This window comes from Virgibacillus subterraneus (assembly GCF_900110695.1).
Lineage (GTDB): Bacteria > Bacillota > Bacilli > Bacillales > Amphibacillaceae > Lentibacillus > Lentibacillus subterraneus.
The window spans coordinates 357,569-379,846 of record NZ_FOEH01000004.1; the positions used below are offsets into that span (position 1 = coordinate 357,569).

Annotated in this window: 22 protein-coding genes and 1 riboswitch; of the genes, 5 read left to right on the top strand and 17 right to left on the bottom strand. The window is 38.6% G+C overall.

What is annotated here, in order from left to right:
- The 8 genes from fdhD to BMY13_RS13625 all read right to left on the bottom strand — a co-directional run bounded on the left by fdhD (position 1) and on the right by BMY13_RS13625 (position 7,582).
- Positions 1–819, bottom strand: a complete 819-nt coding sequence (gene fdhD / locus BMY13_RS13590; RefSeq protein WP_092505196.1) for a formate dehydrogenase accessory sulfurtransferase FdhD — start codon at positions 817–819, stop codon at positions 1–3.
- 634 nt (positions 820–1,453) lie between these two features.
- The gene (locus BMY13_RS13595) at positions 1,454–2,833 is read right to left on the bottom strand and encodes a Glu/Leu/Phe/Val family dehydrogenase (protein ID WP_092505198.1); all 1,380 of its coding nucleotides are present in this window, start codon (positions 2,831–2,833) and stop codon (positions 1,454–1,456) included.
- Between the two features lie 126 nt (positions 2,834–2,959).
- Complete coding sequence (locus BMY13_RS13600; protein WP_092493158.1) at positions 2,960–4,381, bottom strand: hypothetical protein; 1,422 nt, start codon at positions 4,379–4,381, stop codon at positions 2,960–2,962.
- Positions 4,382–4,676: 295 nt separating this feature from the next.
- Positions 4,677–5,252, bottom strand: coding sequence for an energy-coupled thiamine transporter ThiT (gene thiT, locus BMY13_RS13605; protein ID WP_092493159.1), 576 nt, complete (start codon positions 5,250–5,252; stop codon positions 4,677–4,679).
- 93 nt (positions 5,253–5,345) lie between these two features.
- Positions 5,346–5,451: riboswitch (TPP riboswitch) on the bottom strand.
- 80 nt (positions 5,452–5,531) lie between these two features.
- Positions 5,532–6,344, bottom strand: a complete 813-nt coding sequence (locus BMY13_RS13610; RefSeq protein WP_092505200.1) for an N-acetylmuramoyl-L-alanine amidase family protein — start codon at positions 6,342–6,344, stop codon at positions 5,532–5,534.
- A complete protein-coding gene (locus tag BMY13_RS13615; protein WP_092493161.1) occupies positions 6,345–6,593 on the bottom strand; it encodes a phage holin in 249 nt (82 codons plus the stop codon). It abuts the gene before it with no gap.
- Positions 6,594–6,781: 188 nt separating this feature from the next.
- On the bottom strand, positions 6,782–7,105 hold the full coding sequence (locus tag BMY13_RS13620; protein WP_092505204.1) for a hypothetical protein: 324 nt from the start codon (positions 7,103–7,105) through the stop codon (positions 6,782–6,784).
- A 21-nt stretch (positions 7,106–7,126) separates the two neighbouring features.
- Entirely contained in the window at positions 7,127–7,582 is a 456-nt protein-coding gene (locus BMY13_RS13625) for a DUF6884 domain-containing protein (protein WP_092493164.1), read from the bottom strand.
- 190 nt (positions 7,583–7,772) lie between these two features.
- Between BMY13_RS13625 and BMY13_RS13630 the strand changes: the two genes are divergently transcribed.
- Both BMY13_RS13630 and BMY13_RS13635 read left to right on the top strand, forming a co-directional pair.
- Complete coding sequence (locus BMY13_RS13630) at positions 7,773–8,309, top strand: YceI family protein (RefSeq protein WP_092493165.1); 537 nt, start codon at positions 7,773–7,775, stop codon at positions 8,307–8,309.
- Positions 8,310–8,511: 202 nt separating this feature from the next.
- Entirely contained in the window at positions 8,512–10,455 is a 1,944-nt protein-coding gene (locus BMY13_RS13635) for an aconitate hydratase (protein ID WP_092505206.1), read from the top strand.
- A 101-nt stretch (positions 10,456–10,556) separates the two neighbouring features.
- Here the strand turns inward: BMY13_RS13635 and BMY13_RS13640 are convergent, their stop codons facing one another.
- The 4 genes from BMY13_RS13640 to BMY13_RS13655 all read right to left on the bottom strand — a co-directional run bounded on the left by BMY13_RS13640 (position 10,557) and on the right by BMY13_RS13655 (position 15,375).
- Positions 10,557–12,581 carry an iron ABC transporter permease gene (locus BMY13_RS13640; protein ID WP_092505208.1) on the bottom strand — a complete coding sequence of 675 codons (2,025 nt, stop codon included), beginning with the start codon at positions 12,579–12,581 and terminating at the stop codon, positions 10,557–10,559.
- Between the two features lie 4 nt (positions 12,582–12,585).
- On the bottom strand, positions 12,586–13,578 hold the full coding sequence (locus BMY13_RS13645) for an ABC transporter substrate-binding protein (protein WP_092505210.1): 993 nt from the start codon (positions 13,576–13,578) through the stop codon (positions 12,586–12,588).
- A gap of 13 nt (positions 13,579–13,591) precedes the next feature.
- Positions 13,592–14,185 carry a nitroreductase family protein gene (locus BMY13_RS13650; protein WP_139184823.1) on the bottom strand — a complete coding sequence of 198 codons (594 nt, stop codon included), beginning with the start codon at positions 14,183–14,185 and terminating at the stop codon, positions 13,592–13,594.
- 86 nt (positions 14,186–14,271) lie between these two features.
- Positions 14,272–15,375, bottom strand: coding sequence for a tetratricopeptide repeat protein (locus BMY13_RS13655; RefSeq protein WP_092505214.1), 1,104 nt, complete (start codon positions 15,373–15,375; stop codon positions 14,272–14,274).
- 239 nt (positions 15,376–15,614) lie between these two features.
- Between BMY13_RS13655 and BMY13_RS13660 the strand changes: the two genes are divergently transcribed.
- Positions 15,615–15,965: a DCC1-like thiol-disulfide oxidoreductase family protein gene (locus tag BMY13_RS13660; RefSeq protein WP_175476806.1), complete on the top strand. Its 351-nt coding sequence runs from the start codon at positions 15,615–15,617 to the stop codon at positions 15,963–15,965.
- Here the strand turns inward: BMY13_RS13660 and BMY13_RS13665 are convergent.
- The 3 genes from BMY13_RS13665 to BMY13_RS13675 all read right to left on the bottom strand — a co-directional run bounded on the left by BMY13_RS13665 (position 15,960) and on the right by BMY13_RS13675 (position 18,674).
- Entirely contained in the window at positions 15,960–16,784 is an 825-nt protein-coding gene (locus BMY13_RS13665; protein ID WP_245736106.1) for a VanW family protein, read from the bottom strand. The two genes, BMY13_RS13660 and BMY13_RS13665, sit on opposite strands and share 6 nt — an antisense overlap.
- An 80-nt stretch (positions 16,785–16,864) precedes the next feature.
- Positions 16,865–17,116 (bottom strand): hypothetical protein, encoded by a 252-nt coding sequence (locus tag BMY13_RS13670; protein ID WP_092493174.1) that lies wholly within the window; start codon positions 17,114–17,116, stop codon positions 16,865–16,867.
- Between the two features lie 349 nt (positions 17,117–17,465).
- The gene (locus BMY13_RS13675) at positions 17,466–18,674 is read right to left on the bottom strand and encodes an NAD(P)/FAD-dependent oxidoreductase (RefSeq protein WP_092505219.1); all 1,209 of its coding nucleotides are present in this window, start codon (positions 18,672–18,674) and stop codon (positions 17,466–17,468) included.
- A gap of 191 nt (positions 18,675–18,865) precedes the next feature.
- Between BMY13_RS13675 and BMY13_RS13680 the strand changes: the two genes are divergently transcribed.
- A complete protein-coding gene (locus tag BMY13_RS13680) occupies positions 18,866–19,525 on the top strand; it encodes a DNA-3-methyladenine glycosylase family protein (protein ID WP_092505221.1) in 660 nt (219 codons plus the stop codon).
- Between the two features lie 2 nt (positions 19,526–19,527).
- Positions 19,528–19,968 carry an SgcJ/EcaC family oxidoreductase gene (locus BMY13_RS13685; RefSeq protein WP_092505223.1) on the top strand — a complete coding sequence of 147 codons (441 nt, stop codon included), beginning with the start codon at positions 19,528–19,530 and terminating at the stop codon, positions 19,966–19,968.
- A gap of 96 nt (positions 19,969–20,064) precedes the next feature.
- On the opposite strand, the gene BMY13_RS13690 is transcribed toward BMY13_RS13685, so the two are convergent.
- Positions 20,065–20,796 carry an SDR family oxidoreductase gene (locus BMY13_RS13690; RefSeq protein ID WP_092505225.1) on the bottom strand — a complete coding sequence of 244 codons (732 nt, stop codon included), beginning with the start codon at positions 20,794–20,796 and terminating at the stop codon, positions 20,065–20,067.
- Between the two features lie 294 nt (positions 20,797–21,090).
- Entirely contained in the window at positions 21,091–22,224 is a 1,134-nt protein-coding gene (locus BMY13_RS13695; protein ID WP_092493180.1) for a zinc-dependent alcohol dehydrogenase, read from the bottom strand.
- Positions 22,225–22,278: the final 54 nt, after the last annotated feature.

A 22,278-nucleotide genomic window follows, 5' to 3' on the forward strand; every position in this document is an offset into this window, starting at 1 on the left:
TTATCTCCTCCCTAAAAAATGTATATTTTGGTTCGTGTCACCATAAACTCTGTTCTCATGAGTATATACATTCAGGTTACTATCACGGGCGAATCCGACAGCGGTTATTTGCAAATCATCAGCCAGTCTTAAAGCGAGATCTGTTGGTGCCGATTTAGCCACCAATAATCCAGCGCCAATCTTGGAAACTTTCAATACAACCTCAGACGAAATTCTACCGCTAAACAAAACACATTTATTTTTCAAGGTAATGCGATTTTGTAGTATATATCCATACAGCTTATCAAGCGCATTATGACGACCAATATCAATATAAGAAGCTATAACCTTATCACCGGATGCCAATGCCGCTTGGTGAACACCTCCTGTTCTATTAAATATTTCTGCCATGGAGTCAAATTCCATCATTAATTGATTGATTTGCTTAGTTGAAATATTTGCTTGTGACATTATTGTTTTAGCAGTATTTACGTCCTGTTTTAAATAGAATTCCCGGCTCTTTCCACAGCAAGAACCAATCCACCTCTCGGACCGTTTGGGAAATGATACAGGAATTGATAAATCTGCATATGCAAAGCCTTTTGCTTCATCAATCGATAGATTTTCCACTTGATCAACTGAACGAATAAGTCCTTCAGAAGCCAGATACCCAAGAGTCAGTTCATACACATCATTTGGTGTGCAAACTATTGTGGCATACTGATCTCCATTAACAGTAATTGTTATTGCGGTTTCTCTGGCTATCTCTTCCTCTTCTGTTGCTTTCAAATGGTGGTGGTACTTTGTTGTCTTCCATAACGACAGGCTTTTTTCACTCACTTTTTAAACCCCTCCTTAAAGCGCTTACATTATTATCTTTAATACATGATTACCCAATTAAAAAAATACATTTAAAACGTTATCTTTATTTACTGAATATTATAACACATTAATAGTTTAGAAAACCTGGCAATCGTTAATGGGAGACTTATGAAATTTTTCTTAATATTCATATACTTTGATGCAGCACAATCCCTAATTGCAAATGCCTTAGTTACACTTATGCAATAAGAAAGTATTTTAGTCAAAGTAAAATCCGAACCATAATTCAAAATTCTTGAATTATGGTTCGGATTTATTTTTGTTGCTGATTAAAGTTAAATTGTGATGCAATTTGAAAAGTAATTTTTCTGCGACGATGCCGCTTAAGGAAATACATTCCGCGCACCTCTTAGGGCAACGCTTCAGCTTGAGCAGATGTCGCCTTTGTTCCCAGAGCGGTGAAAGCAAGTATCTTTCAAATGCGTGGTTAGAGAGCCAAACTAAATACTATAATCGATAATCCTAGTATCTGTCGCATTTTATATCAAGTAGGTATTAGATCCACCCAGTGAAAATACACGTTCTAAAAATTCTATCCTGTTATTATTCGTCTTTAAAATGGAAAGTTTAATTATGTCCCTGTCTAGTTCATTTAATAAAGTTTTCCTTGCTTATATAAAATGGTCGATATTTTCATTACGGCGTGAATGTAACAGTTCTGCCGCAACGGAAATGGATCACCAAAAAATTGGGGAAAAATCGTATCAAATGTTTCCTTCATTTTATCAAATAAACGCTTAAAAACTTCTTCTTCAGTGAAAAATTGTGTTTCCCGACCTTGCAGCCATTCAAAATAAGAAACAATAACACCGCCAGCATTTGCTAAAATATCTGGGACAATAATGACACCTTTTTCACTTAAATATTTATCTGCTCCACTCGTAACCGGTGCGTTCGCCCCTTCCACTATAATACTAGCCTTAACCTGTTTCATGTTTTCCTGGTACACTTGGTTTTCAAGTGCAACTAAAAATAACACATCAACATTTAAGCTCAGCACGTCATCTCGGTCCTTAATGGTAGCTTTTACATCCGCTTCTTTTAACTGCTCTTCATCAACTGGAAGGTCCCCACCACTATTGGATGTAAATTTGACAAGACCAGGAATATCTAATCCATCGGAATTATATAGCGTTACATTCCGGTCACTAACCGCCACGATTTTATTGTTCAGATGATTACACTGGAATGCTTCAAGTGCGGCTACAGATCCCACATTACCAAATCCCTGGAATGCCAGTGACAACGTTTTATCCATATGGTCCAATGCAGTTCCAGCAAAAATGTTCTTACGTTCAGAGAGCCACTTTTTCTGATCTTTAACAAAGTTATGAAGCATATAGCGGAATGTAAAATAAACACCTTTACCCGTCGCTTCTCTTCGTCCTAATGATCCACCATTTATGACACTTTTACCGGTGAAGCTGCCACGATATGAACTCCCAGGTCGAATACTCTTATATTCTCCCATCATCCAGTCCATTTCACGATCACCTGTACCAACATCCGGTGCTGGAATATCTTTGTCAGGTCCAAGAATTTCGCTGAAATACTGCACATACTTTTTGCAAATCATATATAATTCTTTATCACTATAATCTCTGGGGTTAATCACTACTCCGCCTTTTCCACCACCAAACGGTACTTCGTGGAGCGCATTCTTCAATGTCATGAGTGATGCAAGGTTAGCCACCTCATCTTCATTCACTGATTCATGAAAACGAATTCCTCCCTTATAAGGTCCGAGAATATTATTATGCTGAACTCGGAATGAAGGAACACGTGTTACCTTGCCATTTTCAAGTGCAATTCGTAAAAAAGATTTATTGACATGATTAGGAGTAGATAAGATAGATACCAGTGACGTAAATGCCTTCTCACGTGTTTTGCCCGTCAGTTCTGGTAAAAATGATTTATCATCCAACAGAGCTTCTAGCGATTCTTGAACAATTTTTGAAGTACTGCTTGCCATATTGAAAACCTCCATCAATAGTAAAATTATCCTAATTCATTAAAGTGTATCATAAGAATTTGCTATAAACTTATATTAGTGTTCTACTTGGAGGATTCACATGTTTATATACAATTATTCAAGTCCTTATAGAATTAAAACAGCAAAAACGGTTGAAATGATTAACCCTAGTATTACCGGAATAAAGTTTTTCCGAACTAAATCCATGACTGAAACTCCACAAAATCCGGCAATCGCAATCATAGAGGACCATGCAACAATTGTTCCTCCACCAGTCCAAATTGAGCCCATTTGACCAATAGCTGCAAGCGTTCCAGAGTCAATCGAGGTACTTTCCAGAGAGGCAGCAAGGGCTCCGGTCAATGGCAGTCCAGAAAATCCTGATCCATCCAGCCCAGTAATAATTCCAATAATTAATACACTAAATGCTGCAAATAATGCACTCTGTGGCAGAAAGGACTGTGTCGATTGAACAAGATCAAATAGTAATCCTGGCGTATTTTCGTCTACACCTAAAATACTTCCAGAAAAATCTGCACTGCCAAGGAAAAAGAACCCCGCAATCGGAATAACCGGACCCATTGCCTTGAAAGCAAATACGAAGCCATCTGTAATATGGTTACTAATATAATCAAGTGCATGTTGTCGACCAAATGCAACCGTCGATAATAAAAGCAGGATAACAGCAACTCCACCAATAAATGCGGCGCCGTCTCCACCTTCGAATCCACTCATTCGCCCTGACAGAAGTTTTGTGTACATCATGTAGATTACTACTGCCAAAAGAGCTACAGGAACAAGCACTGCAAATACTTTACTCCACATATTTAAATGTGCCGAATGCGCTTTATTCGTTGACTCTTGCGTTGATTGCAGAGCCTGAAGCTCTTTTTCATTAAGCTCACTATTTTTTGCACGGATTGTTTTTCGATAAAAGAGATATGCCAATCCTATTGCAGCTACACCTGTAATTATGGATAGGATTAATGCTTTATCAGCGACAAGACTTACATCAATACCGGCTGATTTTGCTGACAAGCTTGGAGCAACCTGAACAATATAATCAGAAGACAGCGCCATTCCTTGCCCAGCCAATGCAACAGCAACTGCTGCAGTTAACGCTGGAAGACCTGAGCGAATCGCAGCAGGTACTAGTAATGCGCATATAAGCGGTACAGCTGGTGTCGGCCAGAAGAACAATGAAATCACATACGTAACCCCAATCAAGACAAAAAACGAGACATGGCCATTTATCATTACCTTTTGGATTGGCTGAATCATCCTTCGGTCGGCACCTAAATCACGCAATGAATGAAGCAGAGCCATCATGAAGGTAATAATCAGGAATATACTGAATAGTTCTTTTGCTGCAACAAGATTGGCATTAAAAATTGCGGTAAAACCATCGATCAAGCTTCCATTGTAAACCCAGGCAATCACAAATGTCCCGAGTAACGAAGGAAGTACTACACCTTTTCTGAATATCATCGTGAAAATAATTAGTAGTGTAAATAAACCGTATAGCCAATGAGAAATCGTTAGCTCCACCGATAACACTTCCTTTCTTAAGTGTGCTATAGCCTATGCACCTTAAAAGGAAGCGGTGAGAACTTTGTTGAAATGTTAAAACTATAATTTCCTAATTTGATTCTTTTTCATTTACACATTCATTGCAAAGTAACTTTCCATTTTTTTGAACACCGTCAAAAAAGCCATCCTCACAATAAACGTTTTGCCCACACGACTGGCACTGTCCGATTAATTCTTTCATCATAATCACCTCTACCTTAAGTATAGAAAATTAGCCCTTTTATTTAAAGGGCTAATTCCATGGGCGAAACTATTATGCAGTTCGCAACAATGTTCTAGGCTGTTTGTAGAATAATAGGAATACGAGAATTGTACAAATAATAAAAGATGGCAACATGTAAGATCCACTATACAGTAGAGAATATAACCAGACTGCCTGCCCTTCTGGTGCATAATGTCCAAAGAACACAATTCCAGCAGTAAAATGTGCCAAAAAGCGTAGTGCAGAACCAATAAATACGCCTAACATAATTAGTAAAAAGCTTATCTTCGCTTTTCCTTCTTTGACAGCGTGTTGAACAGGTTTAACAAATATACCTGCCATTCCTATTAGAGTGAAAGCAACAATATAATCAAGAAAACCCTGCACAGGTGTTAAAATTATTGGTCCAGACATAACGACCTGCATAGCTCCTAATAAAAAGCCGGCCACCAGACCGCCTTTCAATCCCCAGCGGAAAGCTATAATGAATATTGGGATCATTGCAAAAGAAACAGATCCACCTTGTGGCCAAATAGAAAACTTTAAAAAAGGTATTATATCTAACAGTAATGCCATGGCAGCAAATATTGCCACCTCAATCATAAACAACGTACGCTTCGAACTCATTCAGATTACCTCCCCTTTAAATAAACACAAAAAAAGCAATGCCAAGGGGAAGCTTCCTGATGGGGAATCCGCTCACAACATTGCTTTTTATTCCATCAAAAAAGCCACCATCCCTACGCTAGTACTAACTAACAGGTTCTAAGGGTAAGAACAATAAATCATGTTCACTCTCAGCCAATCGGCTCCCCCTGTAGGCTTCTATTAATCTGCTTTTTTCATTATATGCATTATAACGTATCAATTTGAAATTTACAACGGTTTCATATTATGAGGGAAAACTTATTTTGTTAAAACTTTAGCTCCTGTATTCGGATGACCGTAGATTTGAACCTTTCCAAAATCCCGGGTTTGAATTAAGTAGACATGTGCTTGCGGCGTACCCAAAATCTGGTACGTTAATCCTCCAAATTTTTCAGGGCGCAGAAAACCTTTTTCATTCCCTTTAACAGGAGATGCATTTAGTGGATAAATTCGCCAAGTTGAAGCCTCCGGTGGCAAACTCAAGTATTTTTTAAGGGTTACGCCACCCCTAATACTCTCATACGGAAATTCAACATACGAGCAAAATGCCTTTACAACTGATTCTGCTAATACTTGCCAATCATCCTTAATCTGCCGTATATCATCACCTCGTGAATCTGCAAATCCATACTCAATTATGTTTGTTATCACCGCCCCTGTATCACGGTTCATATAATAAAAATCGCGAGTACAATCATTTGGCAGTGGCCTTGTAAAAATCCTGCGTATATTTTGACCTGCATGCTGTAATTCAGCAGCTACCTCTTCTGCCATATCCTCTCCACCATAGATAGAATGGATAACCTCACCACCATCCCCTCCACCGGCATTGATATGATTAGAATGACAATACTTTGCACCACTTTCCCGTACAATCTTCGTTCTTTCTGCTGGTGATAAAGTGACATCCTTTTGACGTGTAATTGCAACCGGAATTCCTAACTGTTGATAACGCTGAAACTGATAGAGTGAGATAGTTAGATTCAAATCTTTCTCAACCCAATATTTATTGGATCCGCCGCCTGGATCTTTACCTCCATGACCTGGGTCAATTATTAAAACTGGCTTCATTTAAATACCTCCATTTCTCCCATTTAAACCTTTTTCTAGTATCGCTTCCTTCTGTTTCAGTCCTGTTTTTGTTACATAGTTATTTTTGAACCAAGCGGATATTGATGTTACAGCCAGGAACGAAAATGACATTACTTGTTCCAACATTTCACTATCTATAGGCAAAGGGGATTTCCCAAACATAACAAGGCATTGATTTACAAGTGCCAAAAGAAGTGCAGCCGTTCTTACAACAGTACCTTTATCCACCATGTCACCTCCTAACATAGACTTGTAGTATTATAGTATTTTTAGCTTTTCATAAATAGGAACGGCTAATGTAAGGGACAATTCAAAATCATCTGTTCTACACCTATAATCGAACCTCAAACGAAAAAAGTGTCATTAATGAAGAAAAAAAAACGCTGCAAGCTAATTTAGCCTACAGCGTTTGCTATTTACTTTCTTTTTCGTTGGATTGGTAATATACCACTCGTTATTTTATAAGCAATTGCACTAAAAGTAAGTACACTTACGACCAATACTACTAAGGCAATTATAAATTGAATAATCATACTAAATATATCATTAGATACAGCAGCATCAAAATAACGAACACTATTGAAAAGGATATAACACCCGATTCCAACAACACCAAGGAATGAAATTGCTACCCCTAATTGCTGTGGGAAGGACAACTTCTTTATTGTCTCCTTATGCTTAATTGTGATGTATACCATATATACTATTAAAACAACAGCTATCAAAACTACACGATTCATTATGTCTAGTCTCCTATCTAATTAGTGAATAGGTGTGTTCTTCTCCAGAGATTGCTTTAATGCCTGCAGAATATAACCAATTCCTCCATATTGTGAGAGAGGAAATGTCCGTGAAAGACCATCATCAAAACACCCATTAATAACCGGTTTATATTTTTTTCCTGTTAAAACAACCAATTGATCAAACATATCCAGTTTCTTATCTTGAACTTGTTCTCTCAAGCTATCAAATGTAATAATTTGGTCATTTTTTTGATTAAATGTCACATCATACTGTCCATCAACAATATCATCTGCGAACAGAAAACCATGCTTGGCAGATAGTATTACCCATTTATCGGTAAACTGTTCGGCATAATTTCTGCACAGTTTATGTAATGTGCCAATATAAGCTTCTTTTGCCGGAACAGCACCTAAACTCGGATTTTTATCCCATACTTTTTTCCTGCCACATGGAATTATACTTAACTGACTCATTTTTCACAACCTCTTAATCTATGACTTCTACTGTTTATTATAGCACGGTTAATTTGTTTATTAATATGAAAATACGGGTAAACTTATTTTGAAATCAAAATTTTTCTTATAAATTACTTGACAATACCTATTTATTATTCTATACTAAGTTACATAAAGTAACTAATGAATAATTAATGGAGGGATTTACATGACAAGAACAACATGGAGTGTAGACACAGTACACAGTGAATTAGGATTTTCAGTAAAACATATGATGATTTCAAAAGCGAAAGGTAGCTTTGATAGTTTTGATGCTGTTATAGAAGCTGATGTAGATAATTTAACAGATTCAAAAATTGAAGTAACAATTGATGCAAGCAGCATTAATACTCGCAATAAGGATCGTGACGACCATTTGCGTTCAGGAGATTTCTTTGATGTTGAGAATCATCCAAAGATAACTTTTGTTGCAACAGACATCAAAAAGAAATCGGATAACAATTATGATGTTACCGGTGATCTTACTATTCGCGGAACAACGAATCCTGTAACAGCTGATGTAGTATTCGAAGGACAAAGTAAAGATCCAATGAGTGGTAATACGGTTGCTGGCTTTAGTGGCGGAACTAAAATCAGCCGTAAAGATTTCGGTTTAACCTGGAACGCAGCAGTAGAAACTGGTGGCGTACTAATTGGTGACGAAATTAAGATTAACTTCGAAATCGAAGCACATAAAGAAGCGTAACCAACAAACTGAAAGGATGTCACCAAAAAGGTGGCATCCTTTTATTAGTGGTGCCTGTTTTTTTGGTGCCTGTCACTTCCCGTTTTTTAGCGAACATTGTCGAAACACTCCACTATTACTCAACCTCCAAACCTCCCTTGTTTTATTTTACGTCATTTGAGGTAAACACTTCTATGGATACAATTCAAAAGGAGGATTAGAAATGGCTTTAAATGTAGCTCAAAAATTAATTAAAAACCATCTTAAATCAGGAAAGATGGAACCAGGATCGGAAATTAGTCTTGACATAGATCAAACACTAACACAGGACGCAACTGGAACAATGGTCATGCTGGAACTTGAAGCAATGGGATTGGACTATACCAAGACAGAAGCTTCTGCACAGTACGTTGACCACAACCTTATTCAGGTTGATAACAAGAATCCGGATGACCATTTATTTTTAGAAAGTGCAGCACAACGATTTGGTTTGTACTATAGTCGTCCTGGAAATGGCGTTAGTCACCCAGTTCATATGCAGCGACTTGCTGTGCCAGGTAAAACACTCCTCGGTTCAGATAGTCACACATGTGCAAACGGCTGTATGGGAATGCTAGCGATGGGCGCTGGTGGAATTGACGTTGCCATGGCAATAACTGGAGAGCCATTTTATATTAAAATGCCTGAAGTAATGGGTGTGAAATTAACTGGTGACTTACCAGATTGGGTCAGTGCGAAAGACGTAATTTTAGAAATGCTTAGACGGTATGATGTTAAGGGCGGTGTTGGAAAAATTATTGAGTATTACGGACCAGGCCTCGATAATTTATCTGCTATGGACCGACATGTCATCGCAAACATGGGAGCAGAACTAGGTGCAACTGCTACTGTATTTCCATCAGACAATGAGGTGAAGCGATTTTTAGCCCAGCAAGACCGCGAAGATGAATGGGTAGAGCTGGTTGCAGATAATGGTGCTACCTATGATAGTTATGATGAAATCAATTTGTCAGAACTGGAACCGTTGATTGCCAAACCTTCCAGTCCAGGGAATGTTGTGCCAGTAAGTGATATTGCTGGAACCCCAATCTATCAATCATATATTGGTTCATCAGCAAATCCGGGCTATCGTGATTTTGCTGTTGCAGCTGAAATCGTAAAAGGACGGCGCATTGCGGATGGAATGTCCTTTGATATTAATCCAACATCAAGACAAATGCTAACAAATCTAGTAAAAGAATTTCATATTGCCAGTCTATTGCAAGCTGGTGCCAGATTACATCAGGCAGGCTGTAACGGGTGTATAGGCATGGGTCAAGCTCCTGCTTCAGGCAGAAACAGCCTGCGGACAACACCACGAAATTTCCCTGGCAGGTCAGGGACAAGTGAGGACAGCGTATTTTTATGTGGCCCAGAGACTGCTGCCGTATCAGCGCTGACAGGTGAAATAACTGACCCAAGGACAATGGATTTTGCCTATCCGGAAGTAAGTGAACCAAGTGATCCTAACGTAGAGGATCTATTAGATAGACCACTCCCACCTGAAGAAGCAAAAGAAGTAGATTTAGTAAAAGGATCAAACATCGTTTCCATTCCCGGAATGGGTGATCTGCCGGATAAGCTGGAAGTTCCAGTTCTTCTTAAAGTTGGCGATAATATTTCTACTGATGAAATACTTGCAGGTGGCGCACGTGTTCTTCCATACCGCAGCAACCTGCCTGAGATCAGTAATTTCACATTTGAATCTGTTGATTCAACTTATGTTGATCGAGGAATTGAAAGTAAAAATGCCGGCGGTCATGCTATAGTCGGCGGGTATAACTATGGTCAGGGTTCCAGTCGTGAACATGCTGCATTAGCACCCCGTTATCTCGGATTACGTGTTGCCGTGGTAAAAGACTATGCTCGAATCCATTGGCAAAACCTTATAAACTTTGGTATTCTTCCATTGAAATTTACCAACGAAGCTGATTACGATAAGCTATCAAAAGGAGAAGTACTCAAATTCACGAATCTGCGCCAGCAACTTTTGGAAGGTGATAAATTGACTGCCACGCTCGCAGATAATGGTGAAGATATTACAGTTGAACATAATTTAACACCACGCCAAAAAGATATTATCCTGCATGGCGGACTGATAAACTGGATAAAAGCAAAGCAAGTATAACAAAAGAGCAAGTTCTGTCCGCACAGTATCAAAAGAGTGTGCCCCCAATTTAATTTGGAGCACACTCTTTTGCTTTTTCCATATATTAAACTGCTTTCCCATCACGCACGCTTCTTCATCAGCCACAGGAAGTATGGTGCACCAATTATCGCAACAAGAATCCCTGAGGGTATCTCATTTGGAGCTAATAACGTACGGCTAAATAAATCGGCTATCACTAGCAGTGCACCACCGATTAAAATTGTAACTGGCAGTAAGCGCTGGTTCGACGGCCCCACAAGTAATCGAGCCGCATGTGGTGCAATCAAGCCAACAAATCCGATTGCCCCAACAGCAGCCACACTGAATGCAGCCAACAATGTTGCAATTAGAGCTAGCTGAAACCGTGCAGACATTATATTTAATCCTAATCCTTTTGCAGTATCATCACCTAAGGACAATGTATCAAGCACACGGATTCGCATTAACAATAATGGGAACAAAATCACTACAGGCCAAATAAGGAAATCAAGTAATTCCGACCACCCTCTGGCATAGGTTGTCCCAGATAGCCACGTAAGCGCAGAAGCAACTCCCATATCAGCCTGAACAACTAATATCTGGATAATAGCTGAACCAAACGCAGAAACACCTATCCCAAGCAGGGCCAGAATGGTAGGCTGAAATTGTGCGCGAACCGCCAAAATCATAACAAATACAAAAAATACAAATGAACCAACCATTGCTCCAATCGGAACCCAAACTGCAGACACGCCAAATACATACATTGTAAGCAATGCCCCAACGCCAGCTCCGGAAGTAATTCCAATAACAGATGGATCTGCTAATGGATTTCGTAATACACCTTGAAAAATTAATCCGCTAACAGCCAGCACCATTCCACTAAGCAACGCCACGAGTGCCCTAGGTAAACGTAAATCTAATATCAGACCAAGCATGAAATCATTTGATTCACCAAAAAACGTATTCCATAACAGTACCGGTTCAAACCCATAATTTCCTGATGCCAAACTTACGATCATAGTAAGGATAATAATACCAATCAATAAAGGGATAACAACCTTCAGAGACATACTCATAGTTGCTTTCCCAGCCATAACTGCAGAATTTTCTTCCCCATACTTTGACCGCTTCATACGTAACACCAAATAAATCAGCCACGGCGCCCCTATAAGTGCAGTTATAGCGCCAACAGGCAGTTCCGAAAATGATGGATCAATCACCCTTGCCAATACGTCAGCAAACAGCAGTACATTTCCTCCCCAGATAAACGAGGCTATAACTAATGGCAAATGTTTTCGATAACCGATAAGCTTTATAATATGTGGGGCAACCAAACCGACAAATCCTATGGGCCCGACAACACTTACTGTTACCGACGTCAGTAATACAGCAGCAATAATCGATACAAACTTGACGACGTTTACGTTTTGGCCCAGTGCAACAGCAACATCATCACCTAATGTCAGTGTATCCATTTTGAATGTAAATCCCAGAATAACTACTAAACCAATTACTACAAACGGTAAAGAAAAATTCACGCCGCTCCAGTCATTTTGAACAAGCGTACCAGAGCCCCATAAAAATAACCCCGCTGTTTCATTTTCATAAAAAATCTGCAATAAACTTGTCAAGGATGAAAACAGAAATGTCACAATCATTCCGGCTAAAACCATGCGTACTGGCGTGGCACTGTTACCACCTGATAATATAAACACAATTAAAAAGGTTAAAATACCGCCTAGAAACGCGACAATAATTCCATTTCCCAGTAATGCCGCTGGGAAGAACACCGTACTAAAGATTACTGCAAAATAAGTCCCGGAATGTATTCCTAATGTACTTGCAGATGATAAAGGATTCTTGGTCACTGTTTGCAGAACAACACCAGCAACTGCAAGCGCACCCCCGGCAATAATGCCCATGACCGCACGTGGCAGCCGTAAAGTACGAATCGTATGATGCTGTAATGTATCTTCCGGTGCAAAGATTGAATCAATAATTGTACCTGTTGGAATGGATACACTTCCCTGATTTATATGTATAAAGGTTAATATGCACAAAAGCGCGGTTCCACCCCCAAAGGTGAGAACCGCAATTATAGATTTTCGTAATGCCTCATTCATCAAATCACTCTTTTACCATAGCATCGACTAACTGTTTTGTTAAAACTTCTGCTGATAATACACCACCAAATGTCCACGTATCACCTGGTAATTGATGGGTGTTACCATTTTTGACAAAGCTTAAATTTTCCCATACTGGATTTCCTTTAAGCTGATTTTCAAAAATATTATCTTCTTCCTGTACAATATACAGGAATTGGAGATCATCCTCCTGAAAATTTTGCAGTGCTTCCACTGTGACTTCGCTATACCCGTATACGTCTGTTTTATCTGTTGAATAAGCATTCTCAAAGCTAAGTTTACTCATTAATTTGGCAACGATAGAATTCTCGGTGAACAATCTTATTGTCGGCGTATTTTGTGCTGTGAACGCCTGTGTTGCAACATATTTCGAGCCTTCCAGCCCTGCGTCTGCTACACGCTGCTTTTGTTCATCGACAAAGTTATTTAGGTCCGTTACCGCTTGCTCTGCTTCGTCCTCTTTGTTAACTATTTTAGCAACCGTGTTCAATTCATCAACCATGTTCTGATAATGGTCTTGTATAGCTTCTTCACCATATGGAGCAAACATAACAACTGGAGCAATTTCTTCTAGTTTATCAAGATACTGTTCATGACGAAATTTAACTGCAATAATTAAGTCTGGATTTAATCGGGAAATAGCTTCCAGATTTGGTTCCTGGCGTGTTCCCACATCTTTAACACTCTCATCAAATTCTTTATCGATATTTACCCATTGATGAAAGCCATCCAAATCGGCAACACCAACTGGCTGAACTCCTAGCGCCAACAGATTTTCTGCGTAAGACCACTCTAGTGCTACTATTTTTTCAGGTGACCCTTCAATTGTCTGTTCACCCAATGCATCTTGGATTTTTACTTTACGCTCCTCATTTGAACTATTATCCTCATTCGCATTATCATCATCACTATTACCACTGCATGCAGCTAAAATTGATAATACTAAAATTAACATAAAAATGGCTAATTTCTTCATGTAAATCGCTCCTTTATTCTGTTTGAATCCACTCGATAGAATTACGTATCGGTGTTCGTCCACGATTGCGTGGGATTTTGTTAGGATACCCAATCTGAACAACAGCTATTAGTCGATGTTCACTAGGCGATAAACCAATATCTCTTATAAATACTTCGTCCAAAAGTGTCGGTTTCGCTGTCCACATCGTACCTATTCCTTTTGACCAGGCAGCTAGCTGAAAATTCTGGATGAATGCACAAACCGCAGCATAGTTTTCATCATCCAAGTACCCGCCATCATCCTCTTTATCCATATAAAAAAGAGCATGGTGTGGTACGGAATTGAAAAATTGATTATACTTTTGTCGGGCTTTCTTCAACTTCTCGTCTGAAAGTGCACTTAAATATCCGTATCGTATGTAACTATCTACAATCTTTTCACCAAAACCAGAACGTGCTTCATCTTCAAAAATTTTAATTCTCCATGGTTCCTTTAGGTGATGATTCGGTGCATATGCAGCATGGTCAAATATTTCAGTAAGTAAATCCCTATCTATCTTTTCTTCTTTGTAATCAAGAATCGTGCGCCGGCCACGCATTAGTTCAATAAGATCGATCTTTCTCACCTACTCTTCAAATTAGCTAATTGATAAAGATTATCATTATCACCTATAATACTACGGTGTATCCTGAACCCTGTCAAGGTAATCTTTTAGCTATTAGCCATTTCTACAAATTTATTTTCATAGTACCGCTTTTTCTTTGTATTGTTTGTGTTATCAAAAAATGCTATTACATCAGCCAATGCATTTTCCAGCAGCTGACGGTCCTTTGTCAGCTCAAGACGCTCAATTGCCTTTTCGTAATTTATCCCTGCATGCTGGATGCTACTTCCTTTTTTATGTTCAAGACAATAAGCGTATTGCATATGAATCATCCCTAACTGTCGATGGGAAGGAAATTGCAAATTATTATACCTTTCAATTGCATCCTGATAATACGGAACCGCCTCATTAAGCTGTGATTTGTCAAAGTAGTAATATGCCATCTCTGTTAATGCCTCAGCGTGTGCTATGGTATTCACTAATGAAGAGACCTGTAAAAGCTGTAATGCTTCTTCTAAGTACGGGTATGCCTGCTTATTTTGATCTTTACTGCCGTATGTCTTCGCAATACTTACGAGACTTTTAATCTTAAGCTCCTCATTATCGTTACCTGCCATTTCGATCACCTTATTTAGGTATGAAATAGATTCTTCCCCTTTATTTTGCATCGAATACAGCATCCCAATTTTAAAATGGATATACAATATCATATACTGGTCCCGGTTATCACCTTCCTCGAAATAGCCAAGCCCTTTTTGGAAATACTTCACAGAGCGAACAAATTTTTCAAGCTTTTCTTCCACCTCAGCCAATACCAAAAAGCCCCGTGCAAGTTTGATTCGATCTGTCTCCTCTTCTTCCTCCATTTGTTTAACGGCAGCAGACATAATTCTGCGCGCTAATTTATAGTCGCACATAAATGCGAGTTCACCGAGTAGCATCAAATCGCTATCGTCATCCATATAAAGTTTAGAGATAATTTCGGATGCTGCCCTGCTTTCGCCAATTTCCGCATGACAAATTGCCTCAACCATCCATAATTTTTTAACAAGAACATTATGTAATTCATTATTTTCCCGTAACGCTTTTAACTTGGACAAAACATTTGGATAGTGTCCACGCTTAAACTCGTCCAAAATCTGAACTAAATCCTCTTTATGTTCACCTGACACATTATCATTAAAAAGTTCTTCTAAGTTTAAAATATCCATAACCTAAACTCCCCTCTATAACTAAATATTAACCAAAATTTATGTTAAAATAAAGCAAAAGGGGTGTGTGTAAAAGGGATGAAAATGATTGAGTCGGCTATGTTTGTAACGGCCTGTGCGGCGAAAATTCGAAGTAGCGAACTTGTACTGGATGTACTGAATTATAAGTTGCCCACGTCGAAATTCGAAGCATCAACTTTATCGGACTTTTTGAACAACTTCTAGAGGGGGGTATGAAAATGATTATATACTTTGATAACTATTGTAAAATGTGCACAAGTTCATCAATATTCTGGAAAAAAATAGATTGGAGGAACCAGCTTTCATTTGAATCCTTCCGTACGATCGAAAATTACCCAAAAGCAATGGAAGAAAGCCTGCATGTATACCATCAGAAAAGGTGGTTTGAAGGGTTTGATGCTATTATTGAAGTCTCTAAGAAACTACCGCTTATGTGGGTTCCTTTGCCTATCATGTATCTATTCAAATGGATAGGTTTAGGTGACTTTATTTACAAAAAAATCGCCAGGAATAGAAGGCTTGTGCCTGTCAATCAATGTGACCATGACGGATGCAGAATAGACTCATAGTGATTCAGAGGAAAGTATCCTGATAATCATTTTCCCTTCATCAGCTGTTGCCCGAATCAGTATTGGTTGTCTGTAATTATTCTTAAAGACAAAGTCAGGACCATACCAGCTAACTGTTGCATCACGTCCTGGCGGTACATATGGGACGCTTCGGCTGTGTGAATACCGTTCAATTATCTGGACACCTTTCAGTTCGACCGCATTGTACAACGTTGAAGAAACCTGGCATATCCCCCCGCCAATGTCCTCTGCCAGTTCACCTTTCACTATAACCGGTGCTCGCTTATAGCCTCTTTCCTTCGTTCTTTTACCAACTACATTGTTAAAAGAAAATCTTTTTCCAGGAAAAACAACATGATTATTTATTGCTTCAGCTGCGAGCAAGATATTATGTGATCGTTCTTTATTATTCTTCTTAAAATAAGTAGTATAACTTCCAATTTCCTTTTCACGGATTTCTGCAAGTAATTCACTATCAACACGAGGGTAAACCTTTTGTTTCGGAAGAATGATTTCTTCCCTGCTATTCTCATAAAAATAATCCTGAAAAAGCTGTCGGAATTTAATACGGTCAAGTGTCAATCCAGGTTTTTCCTGCACTATTTGACCTTCATCATTAAGTTTTGCATCTGTAGCTTTTTCATATACTTTTTCACTTAAAATATTCATTTCGAGTTCCAGCTTTTGATTGTCTACAAACAAGCTATCTACATAGGTTAACGCAAAATCATTCCTCGATAATTCCCCTACAGTGTTTTCATCATTAATTATCGTTAGAGGAGTCGAAGCTAATAAAAAAGACAAGATAACGGTTATCAAAAAACCACCTCCTGTCTTAGTATTCGATAGATAAATAAAAACATGTAACAAATAAACTACTTGTATTTGTGATAATCAAATTAAGAGAGATAAATTGCAAAAACCACAAGTGAAATTATAATCGTAACAGAATAAATTATAAGTTGTAGGGGAAGATTCGACTTCAGCGATGATGATTCATATTCATGTGATCGACGCAGCTGATCTTCTACGGTATCCCCTTCTTCTTCATATCGTTTCATTTTATTTTCTTCTTGTTTAAATACTAGTAACGTTCCAACCAACGCAACAACAAAAAGAAATACTAGCAAGATAATAAGTTCAATACTCACAAAAAGCCCTCCTCTATATAATTACACTATAAATGATTAACACTATGTAAACAGTGATATCCATCACAGATATAGAAAACAACCCCAATCAATACTTAGAAACTAAGCTTGTCGCCAAGTCTTAATGACTAAGCCTTAGTTTCACTTATACAGTAAGAAAGTATTCATGCTTTCTTTGATGCTAAAAACCACCCTGCTATTCTAGCAAGATGGTTTTGACTAGTTTTATCGAAAATCTCTTGAATCCTCGAGGCTACGGGTTGCTACCGTATACCCAATAATTGATGCAAATGTAATCAATAATAAATATAATGTTCCATTTTTCATGAAAATGTCCCTCCTCGTTTATTTAAAGCATGCGTAATTTACCTTTTTTCAAGATAAGTTTAGGTCCACCAAGTAAGAACAAGTAACGATTATCAATAACTTTTTTCATTGCAGTTGCTGGTGTACCATAAAGTAGGCGCTCAGAGAATACAGTTCCCATCGCGTCACTTTTACCGAGGGAAGCTACTGTACCTTTGTCATCAAAAGTAAAGCTTTCTAATTGTTCATTAAGGATTAGACCTTTTAAATTGGTAGCACATGTATCAGCATGCTGCATTGCCGCTTGTGCAGTTGGTGGGAATGGACGACCTTCCTCTTTATTCATTACCCAAGCACAATCCCCAATAATGAAGATATTTTCTTCTCCCGGTGCACGAAGATCAGATTCAACGGTAACTTTACCTTTTGTTATTTCAAATCCTGATTTGCCAAGAATTGAATTACCGGTTACACCGCCAGTCCATACGATAGTTCCAGCTTTAATTTCTTCACCATCATCTCCAATAACAAAACTGTTTTTCTTACATTCGGAGATTTTGGCGCCTTCTCGAATTTCAACGCCACGATCTTCTAATGATTTCTTAGCATATGCAACTAAATCATCATTAAAACCAGGTAAAATTCTTGGTGCAGCTTCCACATTAATAATACGTGCTTTACTGCGATCAATATCATACTTTTTGCAAAGCTTCGGTACTTGTTCAGCAAGCTCACCAACAAATTCGATACCAGTGAAACCGCCACCGCCAACAAGAATTGTTAAATCATTTTCATTTTTCTTGACTGAAGTGCTGTATTTTGCAAATTGATACTCAATATGTTCGCGAATCATGCGGCTTGATTCGATGTCTGTAATGGAAAATGCATTCTTTTCCATTCCTTTAATTCCAAATGTATTTGTTTCAAAACCGAGTGAAATAACAAGATAGTCATAAGAAACTTCACTATTTTTCAATACTACACGATTCTCTTCTTTTTTCACTTCAGTAACTTCATCATAGATTAAACTTACACGATTTGGGTTAATTACATCACTAATCATCATTCGTGCCTGATTCTGATTCCTCGTACCTGCAGCAACCTCATGAAGCCAGGTTGTTTGATAGTGATAGTTATGTTTGTTTACTAATACTATCTCCGCTTTATCTGGTCCTAGTTTTTGCATTAATCGTTTAGTCGTCATCATCCCAGCATAACCAGCGCCAAGAACGACTATTTTTGGTTTACTCATATAATATCCACCTTCCTCAAATAGTAAAATAGCAATTTCATACGAAAAATCATATAAAATGCAGGAAAAACCTTATGTCCACTTCCTCTATAATATCAAAGTTTTTGTAAATAGGCTAACAAATCTATGTTCACCCGGGTATTCTTTGTAATTATGATGAAAATCATTCTATAATTATATGGAGGTGGATTATGGAGAAGATTAAAATTTATCAAGATGACAAATCTGTAGAAGAATTATGCAATGCTGATTCGCAAATGAAAAAGCTCATACAAATTATTGGAGATATCGAAGTTGTAATGCGCCTCGACTTTTTCACCTCATTGGTGCGTTCGATGATCGGACAACAAATTTCGGTACAGGCAGCAAACGCCATATATACAAGGCTTGAATCGCTTATGGAAAATAACATTACAGCTACCTCCATTCTTAAAGCATCTGAGCAACGATTGCGTTCAATCGGTTTATCAGCACGAAAAGTTATCTATTTACGTGATCTGGCTGAAAAAGTTTATCATAACGAAGTTGATTTACAAAAGCTGCACAAACTTGATAATCAGACGGTTATTAAACAATTGACAAGCATTAAAGGTATCGGAAAATGGACAGCTGAAATGTTCCTTATTTTTTCACTAGGCCGAATGAATGTACTGGCATTAGATGATATTGGTATCCAGCGGGGAGCAAAATGGCTTTATGAAGTTGAAAAGTCAGAACGCCGGAAAATTTTAGCCGAAAAACAGCCGGTTTGGAGCCCCCACCTGACAATCGCATCATTTTATTTATGGGAAACTGTGCATTTGGATTTAGTAAAAAAATATAATTCGATTGAAGATATTGGAGGAGAATAATCATGCATGATAAAACTGAAATCAAAGCGCTTTACCAGAAAATGATTGACGGATGGAACACGAGAAATGCCAATGATATGGCAGGACAGTTTACCGAATCCGGTGAATCGATTGGGTTTGATGGCAGTCTGATGTCGGGCCAAGATGAAATGATTTCGCAACTAAGTGCAATATTTAACGAGCACCCTACCCCACCATTTGTAACGAAGGTTAAAGAAGTCCGTTTTGTCGGAGAGGATACCGCAATCTTACGCGCAATTGTAGGTATGGTGCCACCAGGCCAGACAGAGCTGAATCCTGAATTAAATGCCTATCAGACAATTGTGGCGGTAAAGCAGCCAAAGGGATGGAAAATTGAACTGCTTCAGAACACACCTGCACAATATCATGGCCGACCAGATCTGGTTCAAGAGATTACGGAAGAACTGAAGTCTGAAATGTGATATTACAGAAACTTCGATGATTAAAATGCAAAAAACTTTTCGAAAGAACTAAAATTAAAGGGAATGCTGATTCTTTCAGCATTCCCTTTATGTTAACTATACCGGTCTTACTGTTACTTCATTAACATTCACATAATCCGGTTGTGTAACCGCGTATACTACGGCACGTGCGATATCATTTGCTTCTAACTTTTTCCGATCAGAGTTGGAGGCTTTCTTTTTAAGATCTTCATCTGTTCCATGTGAAGCAAGATCAGTGGCTACAGATCCTGGTGAAATGTTTGTTACACGTACACCTGTCCTTGCAAGTTCTTTTTCCAAGCCCATTGAAAGTGCACGTACAGCAAATTTTGTTGCACTGTAAACTGCATTCACTTTTGCAACCTCATGTCCTGCCACTGAAGAAATATTGACAAGATGCCCTGTTGAGCGCTCTACCATTTTAGGTAAAACCGAGTTAACCCCGTAAAGAACACCTTTTATATTAACATCAATCATCTGATCCCATTCATTAACATGTCCTTTTTGAATAGTAGACATTAACATCAGCCCTGCGTTGTTAACATAAATATCTACTTCGCCAAAGGTTTCGGAAGCTTTTTCTGCAAGCGTGTCAACTTCTGATTGTTTTGCAACATCGGTTTCAACAGCAATTGCTTTTCCGTTCTCCTCTTTATTAATTGATTCTACAAGCTCCTCCAGCTTCTCCTTACGTCGTGCAGCTAGTACTACATTAGCGCCTTCACTTGCAAGTTGTTCTGCAATTGCAGCACCAATTCCGCTGCTAGCGCCTGTTACAATAGCAGTTTTTCCTGATAATTTTGTCATGAATAATTCCTCCCTTACTTTCATGAGTTTATCATGTTAGAAATGCAAGTTCTAAATATTTGGACTAGGATTAGAGTTCCATTGACAAGAAATGAGAGTTATCATCGATACTCGACCACTCTCATTTTTAACCCAAAATTGTGAACTTCGGCGGGGAAATTGTGAACTTGAGCGGAAAAATTGTGAACTTCAGCCGAATGTGTGACAACTTCGGCGAAATCTCTGTGAACTTCAGCCATCCGACAAATTTCGACACATTGGAACCATACTCGATCCCGGAAAAGTCCTCACATATCATGGCCGCAGTACGACCTTAATGCAGTCATCTTCTTTCCCGTTAAACATTTTATACCCATCTGAAGCATCATCAAGCATCATATGGTGCGTTATGATCTCTTTAGGATCGATTTCCCCCCGAACAATCTGATGATATAGTTTATCCATATAAGACCTGGCATGTGCCTGACCTGTCTTAAGTGTAATATTCCTTGTAAAAAACGGACCCAGTGGAAACATATTATACAGCCCGCCATAAACACCTGTGAGCTGAACGATTCCACATTTCTTTACTGCTTTTGTTGCTATTTGGATTGGTCCAAGTGTGCCGCCCTGCAGTTTAAGCTTTTGTTCAACAAATTCAAGGGGCGACTTTTTGCCGTCCATTCCGACACAATCGATAACAACATCTGCTCCACCGTGAGTTACCTCTTTCAATTCTTCACCCATATCATCATATTCAGCAAAATTATATGTTTCAGTTCGATTTATTTTTTTTGAATGCTGGAGGCGAAATGGGATATGATCAACTGCAATTACACGTGATGCCCCTTTTTGCCATGCAAACTTTTGAGCCATTAATCCGATCGGACCACAACCCAATACCACAACTGTATCTCCTCGTTTAACCCCAGCATTCTCCACACTCCAGTACGCAGTTGGTAAAACATCGGATAAAAATAACAGCGAGTCATCATCCAATTCACAGTCTTCTGGAATTAAGTAAGGTGTATAGTTACCGAATGGTACACGGAGGTATTCCGCCTGTCCTCCTGGATAATCGCCGAATTTCTCTGAATATCCAAAATAACCGCCTGAATCATAATGAGGATTCGCATTATCACATTGGGATTCCTGATGATTCTCGCAATATGGACAGCTACCGCACGCAACGGTGAAAGGAATTACTACACGGTCACCTTTTTTGACCTTTGTTACATCTTTGCCAACTTCTTCAACAATTCCCATCGGCTCATGCCCAATAACATAACCTATAGGTAGCGGGAAATTCCCCTGATATAAATGTAGGTCTGATCCACAAATAGCTGTTGATGTGACTTTTAGAATCACATCTTCTGGATCCTGAATTTTTGGAAAAGCAACTTTCTCGACACTTATTGAATACTTTCCTTGATATGTTACTGCTCGCATAGATAGTCCACCTCTGCTAAATAAATTTAACTAAGCATTAAGATGTCCTAATTG

Coding starts and splice junctions, on each gene's coding strand:
- BMY13_RS13635 (WP_092505206.1), top strand. CDS start 8,512: ATGGCTTTAAATGTAGCTCAAAAATTAATTAAAAACCATCTTAAATCA.
- BMY13_RS13655 (WP_092505214.1), bottom strand. CDS start 15,375: ATGGATATTTTAAACTTAGAAGAACTTTTTAATGATAATGTGTCAGGT.
- BMY13_RS13660 (WP_175476806.1), top strand. CDS start 15,615: ATGATTATATACTTTGATAACTATTGTAAAATGTGCACAAGTTCATCA.
- BMY13_RS13695 (WP_092493180.1), bottom strand. CDS start 22,224: ATGCGAGCAGTAACATATCAAGGAAAGTATTCAATAAGTGTCGAGAAA.
- BMY13_RS13620 (WP_092505204.1), bottom strand. CDS start 7,105: ATGAATCGTGTAGTTTTGATAGCTGTTGTTTTAATAGTATATATGGTA.
- BMY13_RS13610 (WP_092505200.1), bottom strand. CDS start 6,344: ATGAAGCCAGTTTTAATAATTGACCCAGGTCATGGAGGTAAAGATCCA.
- thiT (WP_092493159.1), bottom strand. CDS start 5,252: ATGAGTTCGAAGCGTACGTTGTTTATGATTGAGGTGGCAATATTTGCT.
- BMY13_RS13645 (WP_092505210.1), bottom strand. CDS start 13,578: ATGAAGAAATTAGCCATTTTTATGTTAATTTTAGTATTATCAATTTTA.
- BMY13_RS13675 (WP_092505219.1), bottom strand. CDS start 18,674: ATGAGTAAACCAAAAATAGTCGTTCTTGGCGCTGGTTATGCTGGGATG.
- BMY13_RS13640 (WP_092505208.1), bottom strand. CDS start 12,581: ATGAATGAGGCATTACGAAAATCTATAATTGCGGTTCTCACCTTTGGG.
- BMY13_RS13680 (WP_092505221.1), top strand. CDS start 18,866: ATGGAGAAGATTAAAATTTATCAAGATGACAAATCTGTAGAAGAATTA.
- BMY13_RS13685 (WP_092505223.1), top strand. CDS start 19,528: ATGCATGATAAAACTGAAATCAAAGCGCTTTACCAGAAAATGATTGAC.
- BMY13_RS13625 (WP_092493164.1), bottom strand. CDS start 7,582: ATGAGTCAGTTAAGTATAATTCCATGTGGCAGGAAAAAAGTATGGGAT.
- BMY13_RS13690 (WP_092505225.1), bottom strand. CDS start 20,796: ATGACAAAATTATCAGGAAAAACTGCTATTGTAACAGGCGCTAGCAGC.
- BMY13_RS13630 (WP_092493165.1), top strand. CDS start 7,773: ATGACAAGAACAACATGGAGTGTAGACACAGTACACAGTGAATTAGGA.
- BMY13_RS13595 (WP_092505198.1), bottom strand. CDS start 2,833: ATGGCAAGCAGTACTTCAAAAATTGTTCAAGAATCGCTAGAAGCTCTG.